The sequence below is a fragment of the Streptomyces sp. NPDC004561 genome, from assembly GCF_053602155.1.
Genome location: NZ_JBSGDB010000141.1, coordinates 1 through 19,711, shown reverse-complemented (window position 1 = coordinate 19,711; position 19,711 = coordinate 1). Strand labels below are relative to the sequence as shown.

16 protein-coding genes and 1 pseudogene are annotated in these 19,711 nt (G+C 70.4%); 6 read left to right on the top strand and 11 right to left on the bottom strand.

Annotated features, from left to right (window positions below; translation table 11 throughout):
- Positions 1-859 precede the first annotated feature (859 nt).
- Positions 860-1,381: an NAD(P)H-dependent oxidoreductase gene (locus tag ACWEN3_RS19985; protein WP_452972509.1), complete on the bottom strand. Its 522-nt coding sequence runs from the start codon at positions 1,379-1,381 to the stop codon at positions 860-862.
- A gap of 44 nt (positions 1,382-1,425) precedes the next feature.
- Positions 1,426-2,196, bottom strand: a complete 771-nt coding sequence (locus ACWEN3_RS19980) for an SDR family oxidoreductase (protein ID WP_452972506.1) — start codon at positions 2,194-2,196, stop codon at positions 1,426-1,428.
- A gap of 105 nt (positions 2,197-2,301) precedes the next feature.
- On the opposite strand from ACWEN3_RS19980, the gene ACWEN3_RS19975 reads away from it, so the two are divergent.
- Positions 2,302-2,889, top strand: a complete 588-nt coding sequence (locus tag ACWEN3_RS19975; protein ID WP_452972503.1) for a TetR/AcrR family transcriptional regulator — start codon at positions 2,302-2,304, stop codon at positions 2,887-2,889.
- A 411-nt stretch (positions 2,890-3,300) separates the two neighbouring features.
- Here the strand turns inward: ACWEN3_RS19975 and mobF are convergent, their stop codons facing one another.
- The 3 genes from mobF to ACWEN3_RS19960 all read right to left on the bottom strand — a co-directional run bounded on the left by mobF (position 3,301) and on the right by ACWEN3_RS19960 (position 9,194).
- Positions 3,301-5,274: a MobF family relaxase gene (gene mobF, locus ACWEN3_RS19970; RefSeq protein WP_452972501.1), complete on the bottom strand. Its 1,974-nt coding sequence runs from the start codon at positions 5,272-5,274 to the stop codon at positions 3,301-3,303.
- A gap of 560 nt (positions 5,275-5,834) precedes the next feature.
- Positions 5,835-8,264, bottom strand: coding sequence for a glycoside hydrolase family 65 protein (locus ACWEN3_RS19965; protein ID WP_452972498.1), 2,430 nt, complete (start codon positions 8,262-8,264; stop codon positions 5,835-5,837).
- Positions 8,265-8,318: 54 nt separating this feature from the next.
- Positions 8,319-9,194 carry a universal stress protein gene (locus tag ACWEN3_RS19960; RefSeq protein WP_452972495.1) on the bottom strand — a complete coding sequence of 292 codons (876 nt, stop codon included), beginning with the start codon at positions 9,192-9,194 and terminating at the stop codon, positions 8,319-8,321.
- 193 nt (positions 9,195-9,387) lie between these two features.
- Here ACWEN3_RS19960 and ACWEN3_RS19955 point away from each other — a divergent pair, with 193 nt between their 5' ends.
- Positions 9,388-10,035, top strand: coding sequence for a CBS domain-containing protein (locus tag ACWEN3_RS19955; RefSeq protein WP_452972493.1), 648 nt, complete (start codon positions 9,388-9,390; stop codon positions 10,033-10,035).
- 27 nt (positions 10,036-10,062) lie between these two features.
- Here ACWEN3_RS19955 and ACWEN3_RS19950 read toward each other — a convergent pair whose 3' ends face one another.
- Complete coding sequence (locus ACWEN3_RS19950) at positions 10,063-10,977, bottom strand: pyridoxamine 5'-phosphate oxidase family protein (protein ID WP_452972490.1); 915 nt, start codon at positions 10,975-10,977, stop codon at positions 10,063-10,065.
- A gap of 117 nt (positions 10,978-11,094) precedes the next feature.
- On the opposite strand from ACWEN3_RS19950, the gene ACWEN3_RS19945 reads away from it, so the two are divergent.
- A complete protein-coding gene (locus ACWEN3_RS19945) occupies positions 11,095-11,757 on the top strand; it encodes a CBS domain-containing protein (protein WP_452972487.1) in 663 nt (220 codons plus the stop codon).
- A 13-nt stretch (positions 11,758-11,770) separates the two neighbouring features.
- Here ACWEN3_RS19945 and ACWEN3_RS19940 read toward each other — a convergent pair whose 3' ends face one another.
- Both ACWEN3_RS19940 and ACWEN3_RS19935 read right to left on the bottom strand, forming a co-directional pair.
- Positions 11,771-12,046: a DUF1876 domain-containing protein gene (locus ACWEN3_RS19940; RefSeq protein ID WP_452972484.1), complete on the bottom strand. Its 276-nt coding sequence runs from the start codon at positions 12,044-12,046 to the stop codon at positions 11,771-11,773.
- A gap of 121 nt (positions 12,047-12,167) precedes the next feature.
- Positions 12,168-12,986, bottom strand: coding sequence for a universal stress protein (locus ACWEN3_RS19935; protein ID WP_452972481.1), 819 nt, complete (start codon positions 12,984-12,986; stop codon positions 12,168-12,170).
- Between the two features lie 189 nt (positions 12,987-13,175).
- Here ACWEN3_RS19935 and ACWEN3_RS19930 point away from each other — a divergent pair, with 189 nt between their 5' ends.
- From ACWEN3_RS19930 to ACWEN3_RS19920, 3 genes and pseudogenes are all read left to right on the top strand, one after another.
- Positions 13,176-14,048: a universal stress protein gene (locus tag ACWEN3_RS19930; RefSeq protein WP_452972478.1), complete on the top strand. Its 873-nt coding sequence runs from the start codon at positions 13,176-13,178 to the stop codon at positions 14,046-14,048.
- A gap of 85 nt (positions 14,049-14,133) precedes the next feature.
- Positions 14,134-15,609: a bifunctional aminoglycoside phosphotransferase/ATP-binding protein gene (locus tag ACWEN3_RS19925; RefSeq protein ID WP_452972475.1), complete on the top strand. Its 1,476-nt coding sequence runs from the start codon at positions 14,134-14,136 to the stop codon at positions 15,607-15,609.
- Positions 15,610-15,681: 72 nt separating this feature from the next.
- Positions 15,682-16,710: pseudogene (locus ACWEN3_RS19920) on the top strand (alcohol dehydrogenase catalytic domain-containing protein).
- 37 nt (positions 16,711-16,747) lie between these two features.
- On the opposite strand, the gene ACWEN3_RS19915 reads toward ACWEN3_RS19920, so the two are convergent.
- Genes ACWEN3_RS19915 through ACWEN3_RS19905 form a run of 3 tightly spaced genes read right to left on the bottom strand, consistent with a single transcriptional unit; the run spans position 16,748 to position 19,642 of the window.
- Positions 16,748-17,029, bottom strand: coding sequence for an acyl carrier protein (locus ACWEN3_RS19915; protein WP_452972472.1), 282 nt, complete (start codon positions 17,027-17,029; stop codon positions 16,748-16,750).
- A complete protein-coding gene (locus ACWEN3_RS19910) occupies positions 17,029-18,561 on the bottom strand; it encodes a dihydrolipoamide acetyltransferase family protein (protein ID WP_452972470.1) in 1,533 nt (510 codons plus the stop codon). The genes ACWEN3_RS19915 and ACWEN3_RS19910 overlap by 1 nt, the downstream gene beginning before the upstream one ends.
- A gap of 1 nt (position 18,562) precedes the next feature.
- The gene (locus ACWEN3_RS19905) at positions 18,563-19,642 is read right to left on the bottom strand and encodes an alpha-ketoacid dehydrogenase subunit beta (RefSeq protein ID WP_452972468.1); all 1,080 of its coding nucleotides are present in this window, start codon (positions 19,640-19,642) and stop codon (positions 18,563-18,565) included.
- Positions 19,643-19,711 lie beyond the last annotated feature (69 nt).

Here is a 19,711-nt window from a genome sequence, read left to right as displayed (position 1 = left end):
CGCACGGCGGCGGAGCTCAAGCGGGTAACGGGAAGGTCGTGCCATGACTCGATCCTTTCATGAAATCGAGTCTCTATTCGAGTCGGGGCGGTTCAATCCGACCTGCCAGGAGCCTCGATGGTCGTCAACCCTGCACACCCACAGGCGCCCCAAGTGCCCCTTAGCGACGCGACGTTAGGCTTGTGGACCTGCCCGTTACAGTAACGGGTTGCTGTGGAGGTGCCTCAGCGCTTCGTACAGCGAGACACCATCACGCTGCAGGCCTGTGCGGTACCCGAACAATCAGGTTCCAGGACGAGTGAGCGACTCAGCCCTGGAACAGGTGCACCTTTGCCACGCTCAGGTCAGAGCGGCCACGGACGTACCGCACGGGGTGGCGCCACCGGCCGTCGTCGACGGCTGTGTCGGCGAGGAACTCGGCGACCAGCTAGGTCTGCACCGGGGTGAAGTCGAGGTCGCCGCCGCCCCGCCCGCGGAGAAGCGAGCACCGCGTTCGGGAACGCCGCGGCCAGCCGGTCGGCGGCCTTCTGCCCGCGGTGGGAGGAGCCGTTGTCGACGATCCAGAACACCCGTTTGGCGCTGGCATAGGCCTCCTGGCTCATGACCTGGGTGACCAGGTTCATGAACGGGACGATGCCGGTCCTGGATTCGGTGCGGCCGAACACCCGACCTCGCTTATCCAGCGGCTCATCGAGCCCGCCGAGGTGGCCAACGTGATCCTCTTCGTCGGCTCGGAGCTGGCCTCCGCCGCCAGCGGTGCCGCGCTGCGGGTCGAGGGCGGCACGATTACCTCGATCGGCTCCTGACCCTCAACCCGCCGAAGCGGTGCGTGATTGGTCCGCCCCGCCGCGTAGTGGCGTCAGGAGGCGAGGAGTTCGCGGTAGCGCTTGGCGTGCAGCTCGAGGTCCTCGTCGGAGACGTTGTGGACGCCGTGGAGCACCAGCGGTTCGGCCAGGTGCATACCGGTGAGGTGTGCGGTGGCGTCGATCGGGGCGATCAGCTCGGTCACGGTGAACCGGTTGTAGCCGTCCGGGGCGTAGGCCGCTTCCGGGCCGCCGGTGGAAGTGACCAACTGCAGGGTCTTGCCGTGCAGGGCGGTGCCGTTGCTGCCGTAGGCGAAGCCGTAGGTGAGGACCTGGTCGATCCAGTCCTTGAGTACGCCCGGTACGGAGTACCAGTACCACGGGAACTGCCAGACGATCCGGTCGTGTTCGCGCAGCAGCTGCTGTTCGTGGGCGATGTCGAAGCGGTGGCCGGGGTGGGCGGCGGCTATGTCGTGGACGGTGACGTGCTCCAGGTCGGCGATCGCCTCCGTGAGGCGCGCGGTGATCCGCGAGGAGGCGAGGTCGGGGTGGGCGACGATCGCGAGTGTGCGCTGCATCGGGGGAGTTGCTCCTTGTGTCGGGGGCGGTGATTGACGGCGAGTCAGCTGATCTGGACGCCGCCGTCGACGTCGATCACGGTGCCGGTGACGTAGCTGTTGGTCATCAGGAAGAGCGCGGCGAACGCGACGTCCTCGGGCGTCCCCACGCGGCCGGCGGGGACAGCGCTCGCGTAACCGTCGTACATGCCCTGGCGCATGGCGTCGGGCATGCCGGCGTAGGCGGGGGTGTCAACCAGGCCGGGGGCGATGACGTTAACCCGGATCGGGGCGAGGTCGAGGGCGTTGGCCTTGCCGAACGCCTCGATCGCGGCGTTGATCGCGGCCATCACCGGACGGTCCGGGGCGTGCTTGCGGCTGGCGGCGCCGCCGACCAGTGTGATCGATCCGTCCCGGGCGAGCCGGTCGGCGGCGGCACGCACCGCGTCGTAGTAGCCCCAGAACTTGAGGTCCATGAACGGGCGGGCGTCGGCGGAGCTGAGTTTGCGGACGTTGCCCATCGCGCCCGGGCCCGCGGCGAGCACCAGGTGGTCGAAGTCATCCAGGCGCTCGAACAGTGCCTGGATCGAGGCCGTGGAGGACAGGTCGACCTGCTCGGCCAACACGCCGGCGGGCAGGCGGTCCGCGGCGCGCTCGGGCGTGCGGGCCGCCACGGTGACGCGGGCGCCGGCAGTGGCTGCTGGTCTCGGCCGTCGCCTAGGCCGATACCGGAGGTGCCGCCGATGATGACGACGTGCCGGCCGGTCAGTTGGCTGGAAGTGCTCATGCTTGTACGTCCCAATCGGGTCAGGGGGCCGCAGGGAGGCCGTCGGCACTTTGTGACGGATCGTTCCGCCACAAGAGTTTGTGACGGATCGGTCCGTCTGTCAAACTGGTGGTGCAGGGAACCCCGAGGAGCCGCACCGCAAGGAGGCACGAGCATGGCCCGCAGAACAGCGGAGGAGAACCGGCGTCACGTACTCGCCGTGGCAAGCGGCCTCTATTACCAGCGTGGTATTCGTGCGGTCGGCATGGACCTCGTGGTCAAGGAGAGCGGGGTCGGCAACGCCACCGTCTACCGCCAGTTCCCGACCAAGGACGCACTCGCCACCGCTTACGTTCAGGAGCGAGCCGATGTGTGGTTCGCGCGCATACGGCAGGCCGCCGAGCAAGTGGACGATCCTCGGGAGAAGCTTTTTGCGATCTTCGCGGTCGTGACCGAGGACATCGCGATGCCCACCTTCCGTGGTTGCCCCATGCTCAATACCCACACCGAGTTCCCCGACCCCGAACATCCCGCGAACCATGTCGCGGTCACCCACAAGCAGCAGCTTCGCGACTGGATGCGCGACCTGGCCGTCGACGCCGGTGCAACCGATGCCGAGCAGCTCGCCGACGAACTGCTGCTGGTGCTCAACGGCGCCTACGCCACCGCGACCGTCCTCGGCCCTGACGGCCCGGCCCGCCGCACCCGGGAGTTCGCGCGCCGCATCATCTCGGCCGCCTGCGGTGGATCCGATCTCGACTGACCGCGACCGGGGGCGTCGGCCTTCGGAGTGGGCGACCACCAGTCTGGACCCGCTGGTCCCGGACGAGGTCGGCCAGATCCTCGCCGATATACCGAAGGGCTTCGCCCAGTGGCGCTGTGCCATCGGCAGGTCGAGCGGGCCCGTGCGGTGGTGGACACCGTGGTGGCTCTGCACTGGGACCGCACCACCGCGCGGGTGGATGCGCACTACGCCCATCGGTGCGCATCCACTCGGTGGGCGATGGGCACCGATGCAGCCGGCGGTGCGGGAGTGGTGCGCACCAGGAGGAGGCGCGGCATCGTTCCGATGTCGCGCGCTCCCGGGCGATGTCGTCCACTCCCGGCCGGTGGACTCCACTTGGTGGAGTGGGTGCCGGGCCCCGTCGGTGCGCACCCGCCGCATCGGGTGCACTCAGTGGCCGACCTCCCGGCCGCGGTGCGGTCCGGGCTCCTGTGGGCGGTGCGCCCGCTGGTCGTCCTGGCGCACCGGATGCGCTCCGTTGGCATCGTCCTGTTCGGCGTAGCGGTCCGCGCGGGCGCGGGAGTCGTCGGCCGCCTTGGTGAACGCGTCTTGGAGGCGGTGCAGCCGCTCGGCCGTGAGGTCGAGGGCTTCCACGTCTGTGCGTGACTCCCTCAAGGCTCGCAGCGCCGTCAAGTCGATTCCCTCCCGGGGTCCGGCCTCCAGCTCCTGGTCGCCGTGCTCGGGGCCGGCGGCCGGGCGCGCGAGCAGTTGCTCGGGCATCGCCGCCTGCTGGTGCGCGACGACGTCGTACGCCCGGCCCCGCGCGGCAACGGTGCGCAGCTTCTCGCGGACTACCGCCCCGGCGAGGACGGCTCGCTCGTACCGCAACGGGACGCGGGGTATCTCCCGCTCTCCCGGCTCCAGGTCCGAGGGCCGGGGCGTGGCCGTTGTGCCCGGGCTGGCCGGGGACTGCCGATCCGGTTCCGGGATGGTGGTCGACGGGCGGCGGGCGGGTTCGAGGTCGGCCAGCGACCAGCGGGCGGTATAGAGGCGGTAGGCAGGCATCAGGCCGCGCAGCGTCTTCGGCTCGCTGATGTCCACGCAGTACGTGGCGAGCGCGGCGTCCACGATTCGTTCGTCCAGGCCCGGCTCGCGGCGGCGGCCGCGCAGGACAAGAGCGAGGTGGCGGCGGGCTTCGGCGAGCAGGTGCCGGCGGTGGAACCGGCCGCCGCCGTTCATCACGAACACCGTCGCGGCGACGTCCACGGCCGCCAGGGCGACGTCGACCACGGCGGCGACCCGGGTCCGGATCGCCGCCGCTGCGGCACGGGCGTACTCGAGGAGGGAGTTGATGACGTCGGCGGCCACCCCGGAGGTGAGGATCGCGCTCTCCTTCCACTCCTCGCGCAGCTTGGCGAGGGGCCGGGCCTTCTGCTTCGGCGGGCGCGTCATCTTCGCAGCGATCCGGTTCAGCTTGATGCGGGCCCGCTCGGAGACCACGGGCAGGAACCGCGGCTCGCCGTCGTCGTCGACGGCAGTGACGTACTCGTGCTCCAAGTCTGCCCGGCAGGCGGCGATCTGGTCGCTGCGCCGGGAGGTCCAGCGGATCAGCTCGTGCGGTACCCCGGCGATCTCCATGACCAGGCGGCGCCCGGCGGTGACGGTGCGCGGCTCGGAGGCCAGCCCCAGCGCCTCACAGACCTCAGCCATCACGACTTCGTTGTAGAGCGCCGAGGCGGCCACCGCATTCTCGTACAGGGCCTCGGAGTGCACCGAGCCCCAGATACCCTCCCCGTTCTTGTCCTTATGCGGGCGCTGGGCTTTGACGGACAGAAGGACATGGTCATGCAGGAGCGGCATCCCCGAGCGCGCCTCGTAGTGGCGGAACCGCGCGGCGACCAGACCATGCACCGGGCGGACCCGATAGACCCCCTTCGTCCCGAAGCGGAGGATCGCGGCCTCGTCCTCGATCCAGGCGAGCACGGCGGCAATCGCCCGCTCGTGCGCGGCCTCGATCACCCGCCGCGTCTCCTCATCCCCAAGCGCCCACAGCAGGGTGAGAGTCGGCTGCGGACGGAAGACCAGATCGAACCCGGTGACCTTCACCCGCCGACCGAGCACCCCAGCCCGGCGCGCGGCCCCGGGCTTCTTCCCGGCGGCAAGCTCATCGGCCTCGATCCGGTCGGCGTGCGGGTGCTGGCCCTCGCCGAACAGGTTCCGCAACTGCGCCTCGGTGACGACGTCGCCCGCCGCCAGGCCGAGGACGGCAAGGCCCCGGCCCATCCATCGCCCGGCCGGGACCCCGGCCTGTTCCTGAGCTTGGACGAGGGGCGTGCGGGCCGGGCGGCGGCCGTCACCGACGACGACATGGCGCAGGTAGTAGCGGTACATCTGCCCGGCGGTGATCAGCGCGATATCCATCATGGAGACCACGCCACACGGCCCTGAACTGCGATGAACGGCCAATCAGGCTTACGTCCCGCCACGCGGGAGCAGAGGCCGAACTTATTCCTCAGGTGCCCCGCCAGGCGGGAAGCGGCTCCGGCCGGCGAGCCAGTGTCATCGCGGCAGCACCCCGACAACCACCCGAACACCGCCATCGGGCACCACACACCGCCCTGCACGGACGACTACCCCTCAGCCCCTGCCAACCGCCGGGGGATTCGTCGTGCTGCCCGGAGGACACCGTGCCAACCGACCCCGCAAGACACTGAGTTGGCAGACCCATGCTCAAGCATTCGCCGCGGCTCTGGCACTCTGAGCCTTCAACGTTGCGACGATCATGCGAATCCACCGACGGCTGCTCCAGCCGGTAGGCGGGTCGGAGCAGGAATCTGGGCAGCGACTCCAAGTACCGTTGAACCGGACCGCACCCGGTGCAAAGCCTTGCGCAAGCTACCGATGACGGCCGCCGCCTACGTGCTCGGCTGCTCGGCCTGTGCGGACACCGTTGTAAAAGGGAGTACGGCGGCTCACAGATGCGCTCAGTTGAAACGTGAGGAGCCGTCCGGAAGGAGGTCTGGTACCACGAGCCGGCATGTTTCTCCAGGAGCAATGGTCACAGCCCGGTCGGCCAGCATCACGCGGATCGGTGACTCCTCGGATTCCGGCACGCTGATCTCCAGTTGTCCACTCCGCCGTCGTACCCCCACGCCCCAGTGACCGCGGTAGTGCACGGTGAAGCCGTACTCGGAGAGCGCGGGAAGGGGCACCGGGTTCAACCACAGGGCATCCTCGCGGGTCTCCAACCCCGTGAGGCCGCGCTGGACCAGGTCCAGCGTCCCGGCCATGGCCCCCAGGTGGATGCCTTCGCCGGTGGTTCCGCCCTGGACGTCGGCGATGTCTGCCTCCAGGGCTTCGTGGACGTACCGCCACGCGTCCGCCCGTCTGGCCTTGGCGAGGACCAGTCCGTGGACGAGCTCGCTGAGCGTCGAGCCGTGGCTGGTGCGTTGCAGGTAGTAGTCCACGGTTCCGCGCCAGACGTCGTCGTCCAGGTGGTAGCCGAGACGCCGGAACAGGGCCCTCAACTCGGCGGGCGAGAAGAGGTAACCGAGCATGAGGACATCGGCCTGCTTGGACGCCTTGTAGCGGTTGACGGTGTCGCCCTCGGCCTCCAGGATGCGGTCCAGACGCCGGATGCCGCCGTAGCGAGTGCGGTAGGTCTCCCAGTCGAGTTCGGCGAGGGCGTCGTAGCCCTCGAACTGGCTGATGACGCCCTCGTGGAACGGCACTCGCAGGCGTCGGGAGACCTCCTCCCACTCAGGCAGCTCGTCGGTGTTCAGCCTGACCCGGTGGAACAGTTCCTCACGCCGCCATGCGGGGAGCCGCCGTAGTAGTTCCAGAGTGCGGGTGATGACCCAGGCGGCGGTGACGTTGGTGTACGCGTTGTCGTCCAAGCCGGGCAGGGCGGCACCCGGATAACCGTCGTGGTACTCGTCGGGGCCGACCACACCCCGGATCCGGTAGCGTTTGATCTCGGGGTCGAGGACGGCGAGGTCCACCCAGAAGCGGGCGATCTGCAGCAGCATCTCCGCGCCCCTTGTGCACAGGTACTCCGTGTCACCGGAGGCCTCGCAGTACTGCCAGATGTTGTAGGCGATCGCTGAGCCCACGTGGTGCTGGAGCCGGGAGTTGTCCGGCAGCCAGCGGCCCGAGGCGGGGTTGAGATGCCATTCCTGGGACTCCTCACGGCCGTTGCTCCCGCTCTGCCACGGATACATCGCCCCGGACCGGCCGGCCGAGGCCGCCGATCGGCAGGCCCGGGGGAGCCGCCGGTAGCGGTAGTTCAACAGCGCCCGGGAGACCTCCGGGAAGTGCAGGTTGAGATAGGGCAGGACGAACAGCTCGTCCCAGAACACATGGCCGCGGTAGGCCTCACCGTGCAGCCCTCGGGCAGGCACGCCGACGTCCAGGTCGACGGTGTGCGGTGAGAGCGTCTGCAGCACATGGAAGAGGTGGAAGCGAAGGATGCGGCCGGCCTCGCCCGGCACCTGCATGTCCGCGCGTCGCCACAGCCGCTCCCAGGCGGCGACGTGCGAGGCCAGCAGACCTGGGAAGTCCGCCGCCACCGTCACCCGGTCGACCGCTTCGCCGAGCGGGTCGCTGATCGCCGTGTCCCGCGAGGTGTGCAGCGCCACGATCTTGTCCACGGTGACCGGCCGGCCGGGAGCGATCGGGAGGATCAGGCGGTGAACGGCACGTTGGCGGGTCGGACGAAGCTCCGATGAGGTCACAACTTCGGCCGGGGCGACCGTCGTTCGGGCGGCCAGGGCGACGACGACGTCCGACGTGCTGGTCCGGCAGATGAGCCAGACCGTCTGAGGCTCTCGTGTTCCGGTGCGCACCTGCGTCACGTGGTGATGGTCGAGAGCGCGGTAGCGGTGGACATTCCCGTTGATCACAGCACCGTCCAGACAGCTTTCGATCTCGATCTCCCCGGACCGCTCCTCGGCCGTGAAGACCGTTCGCAGCGCGGCCAGATGCGGCTCGGCCATGTGCACCAGGCGGATCTGTTCGACGCCCAGCACCCCCGTGTCGTCGTTCCGGTGACGGACGGTCCGGGTGAGCGTGCCGTGCCGTAGATCCAGGGTGTGCCGGTGGTCGAGGAGGGTCTGGGCGCTGGGGGAGAACCATGGGCCCCACGCCCCTTCCGCGTGGCGCAGCCGGAACCGAAGGGGCAGCCAGTTCGGGACGTTGACCAGGTCCTCGTTCACCACCCGCCGCCCCGCCACGGCCGATTCGAGGCGGTTGTAGCAGCCGGCCACGTAGGTTGCCGGACAATGCACCAGGCCGGCCCGGCACTCCGGTACCGCGCCTCGCGTGGCGAAGTAACCGTTGCCGAGCGTGCAAAGGGATTCACGCAGCCGCTCGGCCGCGGGCTCGTGGCCCGTCCACTCCCATGTCCACTCCGACATTCGCCACCTGTCCCTGTCCATGGGCCCTGGCGGCCCAGGTGAGTGCCGTCGGGCTCAGACCGGTTGGGGGACGACGGCGACCGGGCATTCCGAGTGATGCAGCAGAGTGTGAGCGACCCTGCCGAGCTGCAGACCGAAGTGGCCATGCCGGCGCTGAGCGCCGACAACGACCAGGTCGGCCTCGGCCGACGCGTCCAGGAGTATGCGGTGGGCTGGTCCTTCGACCGGCCGACGATCCACCTCGACCCCGGGGTGCTCCCGCACCGCCTCCCGCAGAGCGTCGTCCAGACTCGTGGAGGCCCGCTCCTCCCGGAGCCGGGCGGCGTCGTCCGCGATCAGCAAGTGGTCCACGGGCTCCTGTGACGGGTTGCGCCACGCCCGTACGGCCGTCAGGGCGCAGTCGCGTACTTCAGCCTCGCGGAGGGCGAACCGTACGGCTTCCGCACCGCCGGTCGCATCACCGATCCCCACCACGATGCGACGGAATGATCGGCGGCGGTCGGGTTCGCCGCCACGGATCACGATGACCGGGCAGACGGCGCGAGCCGCCACGGTCAGACCGACGGATCCCAGCAGCGCCCCGGTGATCTCACCACGCCCGCGTGAGCCCGTGACCAGCGCGAATGCGTCTGGCCCGGCTCGCAGCAACGCGGATACAGCGTCCTCGGCCAGTGCCCTGCCTGTGATCTCGACCTCGGGATGGCGACGCCGGGCACGTTCCACGCAGGAAGCGACGATGTGCTCGGCCATGACCTCCCCGGCCGGACGTGCGGTGCCGAAGGACGGCTGAGCTCTCTCGTAGGCCTCCCACAGCGAGGCGTGCACGAGGTGGAGGGACAGCCCGTGACGTGCCGCCTCGTCCACCGCCCAGTCGACCGCCGTCAGGCTGGACTCCGATCCGTCGACGCCGACCACCAGTGGGAGTTCCATCGCCGTCACCGCCTTCGCCACCCGGCTGCGAGCCCCCCCCCGTGAATACCGTCGCACTGCCTGGTCGGCATCGCGACATGCCGCCCGGTCCGCAACGGTCGCCGTCCGGCCGGTTGGCCGCGGGAGCGGTCCTGGTGATGCTGGAGGAAGCGGCCCTGCCAACCCTCCGGCACACCCTGTAAGGACCGAGGCCATGCCCGTCTCAGCTCCACACATCGTGAGCGACGTGATGACCGCGGCCGCGGTCGCCGTCCCGCGCGAGGCGCGGTTCAAGGAGATCGTGCGGGTCATGGACGAGCGGCACGTGAGCGCCGTCCCGGTCGTGGAGGACCACGGGCGGGTGGTCGGTGTGGTCTCCGAGGCCGACCTGCTGTCCAAGGAGGAGTTCCGTGACCGCGCGCCGGCCCGTTTCGAGCGGACCAGCCGTCGGTCCGATCTGGCCAAGGCCAAGGGCATGACCGCTGAGGAGCTGATGAGCGCTCCCGCTGTCACGGTCCGCCCGGATGACACCCTCTCGCAGGCAGCGCGCCTCATGGCCGTACACCGAGCCAAACGGCTCCCCGTCGTCGATGACGAGGGCTGCCTGTGCGGTGTCGTCAGCCGTGGCGACCTTCTGAAGGGTTTCCTGCGGTCGGACGAGGACATCGAGGAGGAGGTGCGCCGCACGGTGGTGTCCTACCTTTTTCCCCTGCACGCCCATGCGATCCACGTGTCGGTGCGCAACGGGATCGTCACGCTTGACGGGCCTGTCCACGACACCTCGCTCGGCTGGGTTGCCGAGCGCCTCGTAGGCGGGCTGGAGGGCGTGGTCGGAGTCGAGGCCCGGCTCGAGAGCGAGTGAACCGCGGCCGAGTGAACCCGCGGCCGTCTACCCGTCGGCCGGAGTGATCCGCCGACCCGTCAGGCTCGTGGGCCGGATCGATACCCACATCTCGCGCTCTCCGCCGGCCCACGGCATCGTGTGCGCCCTCTGGGCGAGTCTGCGTACGGCCTCGGGGTCCGTCACCACACTTGCCGGCCCGACGGCGAGCACGCTCCAGCCCTGGCTCAGGGCATCGTCCACATGGTCGACCTCGAAGGCGACCTCCGTCTCCGCTACCGCGGCCGGCACGGAGTCGGGCGCGGTCCGAAAGACGATGGCGTCATCGACGACCTCGTAGTTGACCGGGACGACCGCCGGGCGGCCCTCGGACGTCGTCACCGCGAGGCGCCCCACGCCGTGTGTGGAGAGCAGGGTGCGGCACTCCTCAGGGCCGAGGTCCCGCAGCTGGGGATGGAGCAGGGCGTGGCCCTGACCGAGTGGGAGATCGATGCCTCCGCCACGCAGAGCCGCGACCGTGGTGCCCAGCGCGTCCGCCAGCCTGATGAGCGCTGCCAAGGACGGGTCGGCGGCCCGTTCCTCCAGGTACGTGAGATAGCCGGGCGACATCCGGGCGCGACCGGCGGTCTCCTCCCTGGTCAGTCCTTGTCGGCGGCGCTCGGCGGCCACCCGCCGGCCGATGTCGCCGGGGCCGGGTGCTCCGGCGGCCGGCGCCGCGGTGGGCGCGGTCGATGCCTCGCCCGCGTCCCGCTGCGGTGTGTGCCCCGGCTGTTCGTGCTCCAGATGCTGGACGTGGGCGTCGGGCCCGGGGAACACCAGCGTCACTTCGTCCGTGTCCGACCAGCGCACGTCATAGGGAGGCGTTCCGTCCTCGTGGTGAAGTCCGACTATCTCGCCGTCGCGCCTGGCGGCGCCGGTCGCCGGACTCTCGATGACGAGTTGGTCGCCGAGGTGAGCTCGCATGATCGCCGCCCTCTCCTCAGAATGGTGCTGTATCCAACCTGCCACGCGAGCCGCACCGTCGCACTGGGGCGGTGGCCCTGGCCCCGCGAGGTGGGTGTCCCGCACCCGGGAGGCGACATGCACCACCGAACAGTCGAGGAGCTCATGTCCCGGGACGTCGTCCGGGCACGGCCCGACACGCCGTTCAAGGAACTCGTCAGGCTACTGGAGGAGAACGACGTCACCGCCGTGCCCGTGGTGGACGAACTCGACCGTCCGATGGGTGTGGTGTCCGAGGCCGATCTGCTGCGCAAGAGCGCCGACCAGGCAGACCCGTCCGGGAGAGCCCCGGTTCCGCATCTGGAGGCATGGGAGCGCGCCAAGGCCGAGGGGTACCTGGCCCAGGAACTGATGTCCGCTCCCGCGGTCTGCGCGCGGCCGGAGTGGACCGTGGTCGAAGCGGCCCGCCTCATGGAGACCCAGCACGTCAAACGGCTGCCTGTGGTCGACGAAGCGGATCGGCTCCTGGGCATCGTCAGCCGTGGGGATCTGCTGCGGATCTTCCTGCGCCGTGACGAGGCGATCCGCGAGGAGATCACCGGAGACCTTCTGCGGCGCACCCTGGGACTCGAGCCACGAGACGTCACCGTGGAAGTGCACGACGGGAGGGTCGCCATCGCCGGCTCCGTGGAGCACAGGAGCGTCGTTCCCGTCATCGAGCACCTGTGCCGTGGCGTCGACGGCGTGGTCTCCGTCACCACGCAGATCGCGTTCAGGACGGACGACGCCCGGAGCTCTTGACTCACAGAGGTCGTCAGGCGGTCTGGCGGGTGCCGGGCCGCGGGGCGTCCATGCCCTGAACGTCGCGGTCGGCGGTCTCCAGCAGCTGGTGGGCCATGTCGATCATGGCCCTGCCCGCCGCCAGTTCGTCGCCGATCTCCGGCACGTTCGTGTCCGCCGGGTTGCAGCGCGCGGCTCCGTGGCCGTCGAACTTCGTGGTGCCGGTGTCCAGCACCAGATGTGCCTTTGTCGTACCGTCGTCTTCCTCGAAGAGGTCGAGACGTACCTTCCACTGTCCTGTGTGCGACATCGCTCTCTCCTCGCCTCCGCGTCCCGCTGACGGTCCTCGGGCCCTTTCACGGTCGAACGGCAGCGGTCCTCGGACACGGGGCCGAATGTCCCTGATGTCCAGCGACCGGCCCTGGATGCGTTCACATCTGGGGGACGACGGCGACGGGACAGGGCGCGTGGTGCAGCAGGGCGTGGTTGATCAGGCCGAGCTGCAGACCAGGATGTCCAAGTCGCCGCCGGGCGCCCACCACCAGCAGATCCGCTGCCGACGCGGCCTCCAGCAGCGCCGTGCGCGCCGGCCTCTCGACCAGTCGACGGCTCACCGTGGCGTCGCGATACCTTTCCCCGGGGTGCCGCAGAGCGTCGTCGAGCACCTGTGCCGGTGGGCGCCGGTGGGCCTCCAACTGCCACGAAGCGGCCTGCGGTGTCGTACAAGCACCGGACGGTGCGCTCCAGGCGTGCACCGCCACGAGCCGGCAACGCCGCACATGGGCCTCGCGCAACGCGAAGTCCACGGCCGTGCCGCTGCCCGCCCCGTCCTCGACGCCCACGACGACATTTCCGAAGCGACGAGCGCGATGCTCCGGGGATCCCCGAACCACCACGACCGGGCAGTCGGCGCGTGCCGCCACCGCGAGGCTGACCGAGCCGAGGAGCAGGCCGGACAGATCTCCGAGTCCCCTGTCACCCAGGACCAGCGCGAAGGCGTTGCGGCCATGGCCCACCAGGGCGGAGGCCGCGTCCTCGTGCGACACCTCACTGGACAGTCGCACCGGCGTACTGCCCCGCCTCGCACGTATCGAGGCGGCGTTGATCACGGCGGGTGCCTCCTGCTCACCGGCCGCCGCGTGGAGAAGATGGAGCGGTACCTCGTGACGAGCCGCCTCGGCGACCGCCCAGTCGACCGCCTCCAGGCTTGCTTCGGATCCGTCGACGCCCACTACCAGGGGAATCGTCACCGCGCCGTCTCCTCTCCTGCCCCTGCCACGGCCCCACCCCTCGTGACGCGTCCACATGCGCCGTGACGAGGACCGGGGGATCCTCGAATGGAGAACTCGCGTCCGTCAGGCAGACGACGTCCCGGCCAACCACACTGCCGAACCCGCCCACCGTCCCTTCCAGCTTCTTACGAGACGGAGGCCGCCGCCATGCAACCAGTCGTCACCGTGGGCCTCGACGGTTCACCCGAGAGTCTGGCCGCCGCACGTTGGGCCGCCGACGAGGCCGAGCGGCGCGGGCTCACCCTGCGGCTGCTGCACGCATGGCCGATGCTTGCCCGGGAACCGACCCGCGTCGCCGCCGAACTCGATCAGAACTACTGGGCGAAGCGTCTCGTGCATACCGCACAGACGGAGTTGCAGGCACGACATCCGGGGCTGTCCGTCGTCGGGGACCTGGTCGCCGACGACGCCCAGCACGCCCTGCTCCAGGCCGCCTCGGAGTCGGAGATGACCGTCCTCGGTTCCCGGGGACTCGAGCCGGTCGAGAGCTACTTCATCGGGGACGTCAGCATGCCCGTCGTGGCGCGTGCGGAGCGGCCCGTGGTGCTGGTGCGCGCCGAACCCCGGGATCACGCGGAAGCGGCGGCGCCCTCGAGCCGTGTCGTCGTGGCCCTGAAACTGCACGGATCCTCGGACGAGCTGCTCGATTTCGCCTTCCACACCGCTGCGGCGAGGGGCGTCCCGATCCTCGCAGTCCACGGTCGCAGCGTGCCGCTTTACGCACGAGTGCCCTGGGGGGTGGACCACGGAATCAGCGAGGAGCTGACGCGGGAGGTGCACGAGCAGCTGCGCGCGGCCCTGCACCCGTGGCAGGCGAAGTACCCGCACGTGGACGTAACCGACGGCGTCCGGCTGGAAAGCCCCGCACCGGCCGTTGTGCAGGCCGGCGAGGGCGCCGCCCTGCTGGTCGTCGGCCGGCGCAGGCATCGTGCCGCCCTGGCGCCGCCCCACCTCGGGCCGGTGGTGCAGGCCGCGATCCACCACGGCCGCTGCCCCGTCGCCGTCGTTCCTCATGACTGAGTCCGGCCTCCGCGAGGCGCGGGCAGACAGGACAGCTCTCAGGCCGGACGCCCGGCCTGATGGCGAGCCTCTGTCGCGCGCCGGTGTGTGCGAGACCCACACCGCGACGCTGTTCTTCCTCGGCGACCGGGCCTACAAGGTGAAGAAACCCGTCGATCTGGGATTCCTGGACTACACGACGGTCGCCGCGCGCCGGGCCGCGTGTGAGCGCGAAATAGCACTCAACCGCCGGTTCAGCCCCGACGTCTACATCGGCCTGGGCGAATGCCGCAGCCCCGGTGTGGAGGCCCCGGAACCACTCGTGGTGATGCGCCGCATGCCGGAGGATCGCCGCCTCTCCCACCTTGTCCGGATGGGGGCTGCCGTGGACGACGTCCTGCGAACCGTCGCCAGGCACCTGTCCGCGTGGCATGCGGCCGCACCCCGCGGCCGTCACGTGGACGCCGAGGGTACGAGGGATGCCCTGTCCGCACGTTGGGAGGCGAGCTTCGCGCAGGTGCACGCGCTGGCCGAGGACGGCGTCGTGCTCGACCGCCTGACGGAGATCGAGCACCTGGTGCGCCGCTATCTCGCCGGTCGCAAGCGGCTGTTCGACGTCCGTATCGAGCAAGGGCGTGTGGTCGACGGCCACGGCGACCTGCTGGCCGAGGACGTCTTCTGCCTCGACGACGGCCCCCGCGTCCTGGACTGCCTGGAGTTCGACGACCGTCTCCGCTATGTCGACGGCCTGGACGACGCCGCCTTCCTGGCCATGGACCTCGAACAACTCGGCGCCCCGGAGTTGGCCGCGTATTTCCTCGCCCGGTACGGCGAGTACTCCGGGGACCCCGCACCCCCTTCCCTGTGGCACCACTACGTCGCCTACCGGGCCTTCGTCCGCGCCAAGGTCTCGGTGATCCAGGCCCATCAGGGCGCGCCCGGCGCGGAAGCGGCGTCGCGGCGGCTTGCTTCCATCGCGCTGCGCCACCTGCGCACCTCCGCCGTGAGCCTCACCCTCGTCGGCGGACTGCCGGGCAGTGGGAAGTCCACGCTCTCCGGAGCCCTGGCCGACCGGCTGGGAGTCACCCTGCTCAGCAGCGACCGCATGCGCAAGGAACTGGCGGGCATCCCGGCGGAGCAGTCCGCCGCAGCCGAGTACGGCGAAGGGCTGTACACGCCCGAATGGACCGCCAGGACGTACGCCGCCCTGCTCGACCGCGCAGTCGTACTGCTCTCCTCCGGCGAATCCGTCGTCCTCGACGCCACCTGGTCCGACGACGCACAGCGTGAAGCCGCTGCCCGCGAGGCCGAACGCGCCGGCGCCGACCTGTTCGCCCTGCACTGCCGTGCACCGGGTGATGTGTCGGCGGCCCGCCTGCGCACACGCGCCTCCGGCGCATCCGACGCCGACCCCGAGATCGCCAGTGCCATGGCTGCCAGGGAACCACCGTGGCCCGGAGCCGTCTCGGTCGATACGGGTGGCACGCTGGAATCCGCCGTCTCTCGGGCGCTCACGGTCGTACGCCCGCGGGGCACCGGCCAGGCTCCGGTCTTCCGCCGCCCCTACATGGAGCCGGACTGACGCCTGCTGATGACCGTGTTGCCCACCGGCATCACCGGGGTGACCGTGGTGGGGGAGCGAGGAGCCGATCCGTTGCGAGTGCTCGTCTACCACGGCCCGTCACACACCTCCTGGGACACCGTTCCCGATCCCGTGCTCGAGGAGGCGACCGACGCCATCGTGCGGATCGACGCCACTACCGTCCGCGGCAGCGATCTGCACATCCGCGGGGCGACTTCCCCGAGGTGAAGCCGGGGACGGTACTCGGTCACGAGGCCGTCGGTGAGGTCGTGGAGGCCGGCGGGCAGGTCCACCACCTGCGCGTCGGTGATCAGGTGATCGTGTCGTCCGTCTCGGCGTGCGGCCATCGCCGGGAGTGCCGCGACGGCAGGTACGGCCAGTGCCGCGGGGGCGGCGGGTGGATCCTGGGAAGTCTGATCAACGGCACCCAGGCCGAGTTGGTGCGCGTACCGTTCGCCGACCACTCCACCACCCGTCGCCCCTCGGACCTCCCCCTCGACGATGCGGTACTGCTCGCCGAACTCCTCCCCACCGCCTACGAGGTCGGGGTGCGCAACGGACATGTCGGCCCGGGAGACACCGTCGTCGTGGTGGGCGCCGGCCCGGTCGGCGTAGCCGTGGTGGTGCTTGCCCGGCTCTACTCGCCGCGCAGGATCATCGTCGTCGACCTGGCCGGCGCTCGACTGGAGACCGCTGCCCGGCTGGGGGCGGAATGCCGCCGAATCGCCGGGAAAGATGATCGCCGACCTGTCCGAGGGGCCGGGCGCCGACGCGGCCATCGAGGCGTCAGGCGATCCGGACGGGTTCGTGCTCTGCACGCGCGCCGTGCGCACGGGCGGGCACATCGCCAACATCGGCACGCACGGCAAACCGGCGACGTTGCATCTGGAGTCCCTGTGGCGCAAGAACGTGACGATCAGCACGGGCCAGGTCGACACGTCCTCCGTACCGTGGCTGCTGGAGCTGATGAGATTCGGGCACCTGTCGGTCAAGCCCTTGATCACCCACACTCTCGGGCTGGGCCGAATGGTAGACGCCTACGACGTGTTCGCACGCGGCACCAGTACGGGCGCCCTCAAAGTCGTGCTGCACCGGGAGTGAGGTCCGAGCACCAGAGGGCACGAAAGCGGTGGTGGGTTCACCGAGCCGGTCCGGTTCGCGCCTTCGAGCCGCTGACCAGGAACCGCGTGGCATCCGACAGGGTGGTCAGTTCCGGGTAGTCCTCCTCGTCGATACGGACTCCCGTGCGCTCGGACAACAGCTCCACGAGACTGAGGAAATCAAGCGAATCCAGTTCGAGTACGTCGCGGAACCTGTCGTCCGGCTCGACCGCGGTGAAGTCGGCGTCGGGGATGATCTGCGTGATCGACTCCTTGATCACCGTCAGGGCCTCCGCGTTGTTCAGGGGCTTCATCGCCATCACAGCTCCTCGGGTTTCTGCAGCAGTCGGCCGACCGCCGTGAGATAGCGCGCGCCGACGGCGCCGTCCGTGGCCCGATGGTCGGCGGCCAGGGTCGCGGTCACCACGGGACGCACGCCGAGCATGCCGGCCGCGGCCCAGGGCCGCTCGACGACCGCTCCGAAGCCGACCAGTGCCACTTGGGGCGGGTGGATGACGCCGAACACCGCTTCCACGCCCTGGTCGCCCAGGCTGGTGACGGTCAGGGTGGCGCCGGCCGTCTCGCTCCCGCGCAGCCTTCCCCGGCGGGCACGCTCCACCAGGTCCTTCAGACGCGTCATGAGGGCGTCAGGTGTCAGTGTGTCGGCGTGGTGGATCACCGGGGCGAGCAGTCCGCCCTGTCGGAGCGAGACGGCGATACCGAGGTTGATCTCGGAGGCGGGGGTGTACCCGCCGTTCTGCCAGTAGCCGTTGAGCGCCGGCACCTCGCGTGCCGCCACGGCGGCGGCCTTCAGGAGCAGTGTCGCGGGCACGAGCCGGTCGGCGGGTGTACGAGCGCGGTTGGTCCGGTGGAGCCAGTCCTCGGCCGCCGTCAGGTCGACGGTGGTGGACAGGTAGTAGTGCGGTATCTCCCGCTTGGAGCGGCTCATGAGGTCGGCGATGGCGCGGCGCATGGCGTCCGTACGGTCCCCGGGGCGGCTGCCGCTCGGTAGGGCGGCGTCCGGGTGCGGTTCGCCGTTCTGCGGGCGCCGATCGGGTCGCTCGACTTCGTCTCCGGCTGGGCGGCGCATGGCCGTGTGTACGTCCGCCGCCCGCACGGCTCCGCCGTCCCCCGTGCCTCGAACCGCCGTCAGGTCGACGCCGAGTTCGTTGGCGAGGCGCCGTGCGTACGGCGTGGCCCGCACCCGGGGGGCGGTGGACTGCCGGGCGTGATCCACGTCGGCACGTGTGATCCGTCCGCCCCGGCCGGTGCCGTGCAATGTCGTCGGGTCGACACCCCGCAGCGCGGCCAGGTGACGTACCAGCGGCCCGGCGCCGAGGAGCGCGGTGGCTCCGTCATACGACACCTCGCGCGTTGGCGCGTGGTGGGCGCTCGGCATTTTCCGGGACTCGGTGAGAACCGGTTCCCGGACGGGTTCGGGCTTGCGGGCAGCCTTCCGCCGGCGTTTCGGGCGCTCGTGCCGTGCGGACGGTTCGTGGTCGGTCTCCGCCTGCACGGGCGCTGTTCGCCTGAGAGGGCCCTTGACCGGTTCGGTGGCTGCGCGGGGGGTTGCGTCAGCCTCTGCCGTCGCCGGTTGCCCGGGAGGTCCCGCCTGCCCGCCGGGATCGATCAGCGCGAGCGGTGTCCCCACCGGGACCCGGGCCCCCGGCTCGACGAGCAGCCGCCCTACGGTCCCGGACTGGAAGCACTCGACCTCGATGGCTGCCTTGTCCGTCTCCACGACCGCCACGACGTCGCCCTTGTGCACCTGGTCTCCAGGGCCCACGAGCCACTCCTGCAGCACTCCCTCGTCCATGTCCGCGCCGAGCGAGGGCATGGTGAACGCCGTCATCTCAGCCCGACCTCCCGCTGCCAGGAGCCGGTTCCACCGCGTCGGATCCGGTCGGCGCAGGCTCGCCGACGGCGCGCCGCGCGGCGGCCACGATCCCGCCAGGCTGGGGCAGCGCGGCCTCCTCCAGTCCGCGCGCGTACGGCACGGGCACCTCGGCACTGCACACCCGTTCGACGGGGGCGTCGAGGTCGTAGAAGTGCCGTTCGGCGAGGCGCGCGGACACCTCCGCGGCCAGGCTGCCGGTGCGCCAGCCCTCGTCGACGACGACGGCGCGGTGCGTGTGCGCCACCGACTCGCCTATGGTGGCGTCGTCCAGCGGGCGCAGGGTGCGCAGGTCGACGACCTCCGCGCTGATTCCGCCGCTCGCCAGGTCCTCGGCTGCGGCCAGTGCCTTGGGCAGGGAGCCGCCGTACGTGATCAGCGAGACATCCGTACCGGGCCGGCGGACGGCCGCTCGGTCGAGGTCGACCGGCCCCGCACCGGCGGGCAGATCGCCCGACACGTTGTAGAGACTGCCGTGTTCGAAGATCAGCACAGGGTCCGGGTCGGCGAGTGCGGGAGCCAGCATGTACCGGGCGTCGGTGAGGGTGGCCGGCGCGAGGACTCGCAGGCCCGGGATGTGGGCGTACCAGCCCTCCAGGCTGTGCGAGTGCTGGGCCGCGAGCTGCCGGCCCGCGCCCGTGGTCATCCGGATCACGATCGGTACGGGCAATTGCCCGCCCGACATGTGAAGCAGGGTCGCCGCGTTGTTGAGGATCTGGTCCAGGGCCAGCAGGCTGAAGTTGACCGTCATGATCTCGACGATCGGCCGCATGCCGGCAAGGGCCGCACCGATACCGGCGCCGACGAACGCCGACTCGGACAGCGGCGCGTCGCGGATCCGTTCGGGCCCGAACTCCTCCAGCAGGCCGAGGCTGACGCCGAAGCAGCCGCCGTACCGGCCCACGTCCTCACCCATCAGGAACACCCGGTCGTCGGTGCGAAGGGCCTCGCGCAGTGCGTCGCGCATCGCCTCCCGGTACGTCGTCTTCCGGTCGGAGGGGGCGGCGGTCCCGGTGGTGCGTGTGCGGGTCGTGGTCATGGCCGGGTCGCCTCCACCGGGCTGGCGAACGGCAGTCGCGTCCACACCGGCCGGGAGTCCTCGGCGAGG

Coding starts and splice junctions, on each gene's coding strand:
- ACWEN3_RS19985 (WP_452972509.1), bottom strand. CDS start 1,381: ATGCAGCGCACACTCGCGATCGTCGCCCACCCCGACCTCGCCTCCTCG.
- ACWEN3_RS19975 (WP_452972503.1), top strand. CDS start 2,302: ATGGCCCGCAGAACAGCGGAGGAGAACCGGCGTCACGTACTCGCCGTG.
- mobF (WP_452972501.1), bottom strand. CDS start 5,274: ATGATGGATATCGCGCTGATCACCGCCGGGCAGATGTACCGCTACTAC.
- ACWEN3_RS19965 (WP_452972498.1), bottom strand. CDS start 8,264: ATGTCGGAGTGGACATGGGAGTGGACGGGCCACGAGCCCGCGGCCGAG.
- ACWEN3_RS19960 (WP_452972495.1), bottom strand. CDS start 9,194: ATGGAACTCCCACTGGTGGTCGGCGTCGACGGATCGGAGTCCAGCCTG.
- ACWEN3_RS19955 (WP_452972493.1), top strand. CDS start 9,388: ATGCCCGTCTCAGCTCCACACATCGTGAGCGACGTGATGACCGCGGCC.
- ACWEN3_RS19950 (WP_452972490.1), bottom strand. CDS start 10,977: ATGCGAGCTCACCTCGGCGACCAACTCGTCATCGAGAGTCCGGCGACC.
- ACWEN3_RS19945 (WP_452972487.1), top strand. CDS start 11,095: ATGCACCACCGAACAGTCGAGGAGCTCATGTCCCGGGACGTCGTCCGG.
- ACWEN3_RS19940 (WP_452972484.1), bottom strand. CDS start 12,046: ATGTCGCACACAGGACAGTGGAAGGTACGTCTCGACCTCTTCGAGGAA.
- ACWEN3_RS19930 (WP_452972478.1), top strand. CDS start 13,176: ATGCAACCAGTCGTCACCGTGGGCCTCGACGGTTCACCCGAGAGTCTG.
- ACWEN3_RS19915 (WP_452972472.1), bottom strand. CDS start 17,029: ATGGCGATGAAGCCCCTGAACAACGCGGAGGCCCTGACGGTGATCAAG.
- ACWEN3_RS19910 (WP_452972470.1), bottom strand. CDS start 18,561: ATGACGGCGTTCACCATGCCCTCGCTCGGCGCGGACATGGACGAGGGA.
- ACWEN3_RS19905 (WP_452972468.1), bottom strand. CDS start 19,642: ATGACCACGACCCGCACACGCACCACCGGGACCGCCGCCCCCTCCGAC.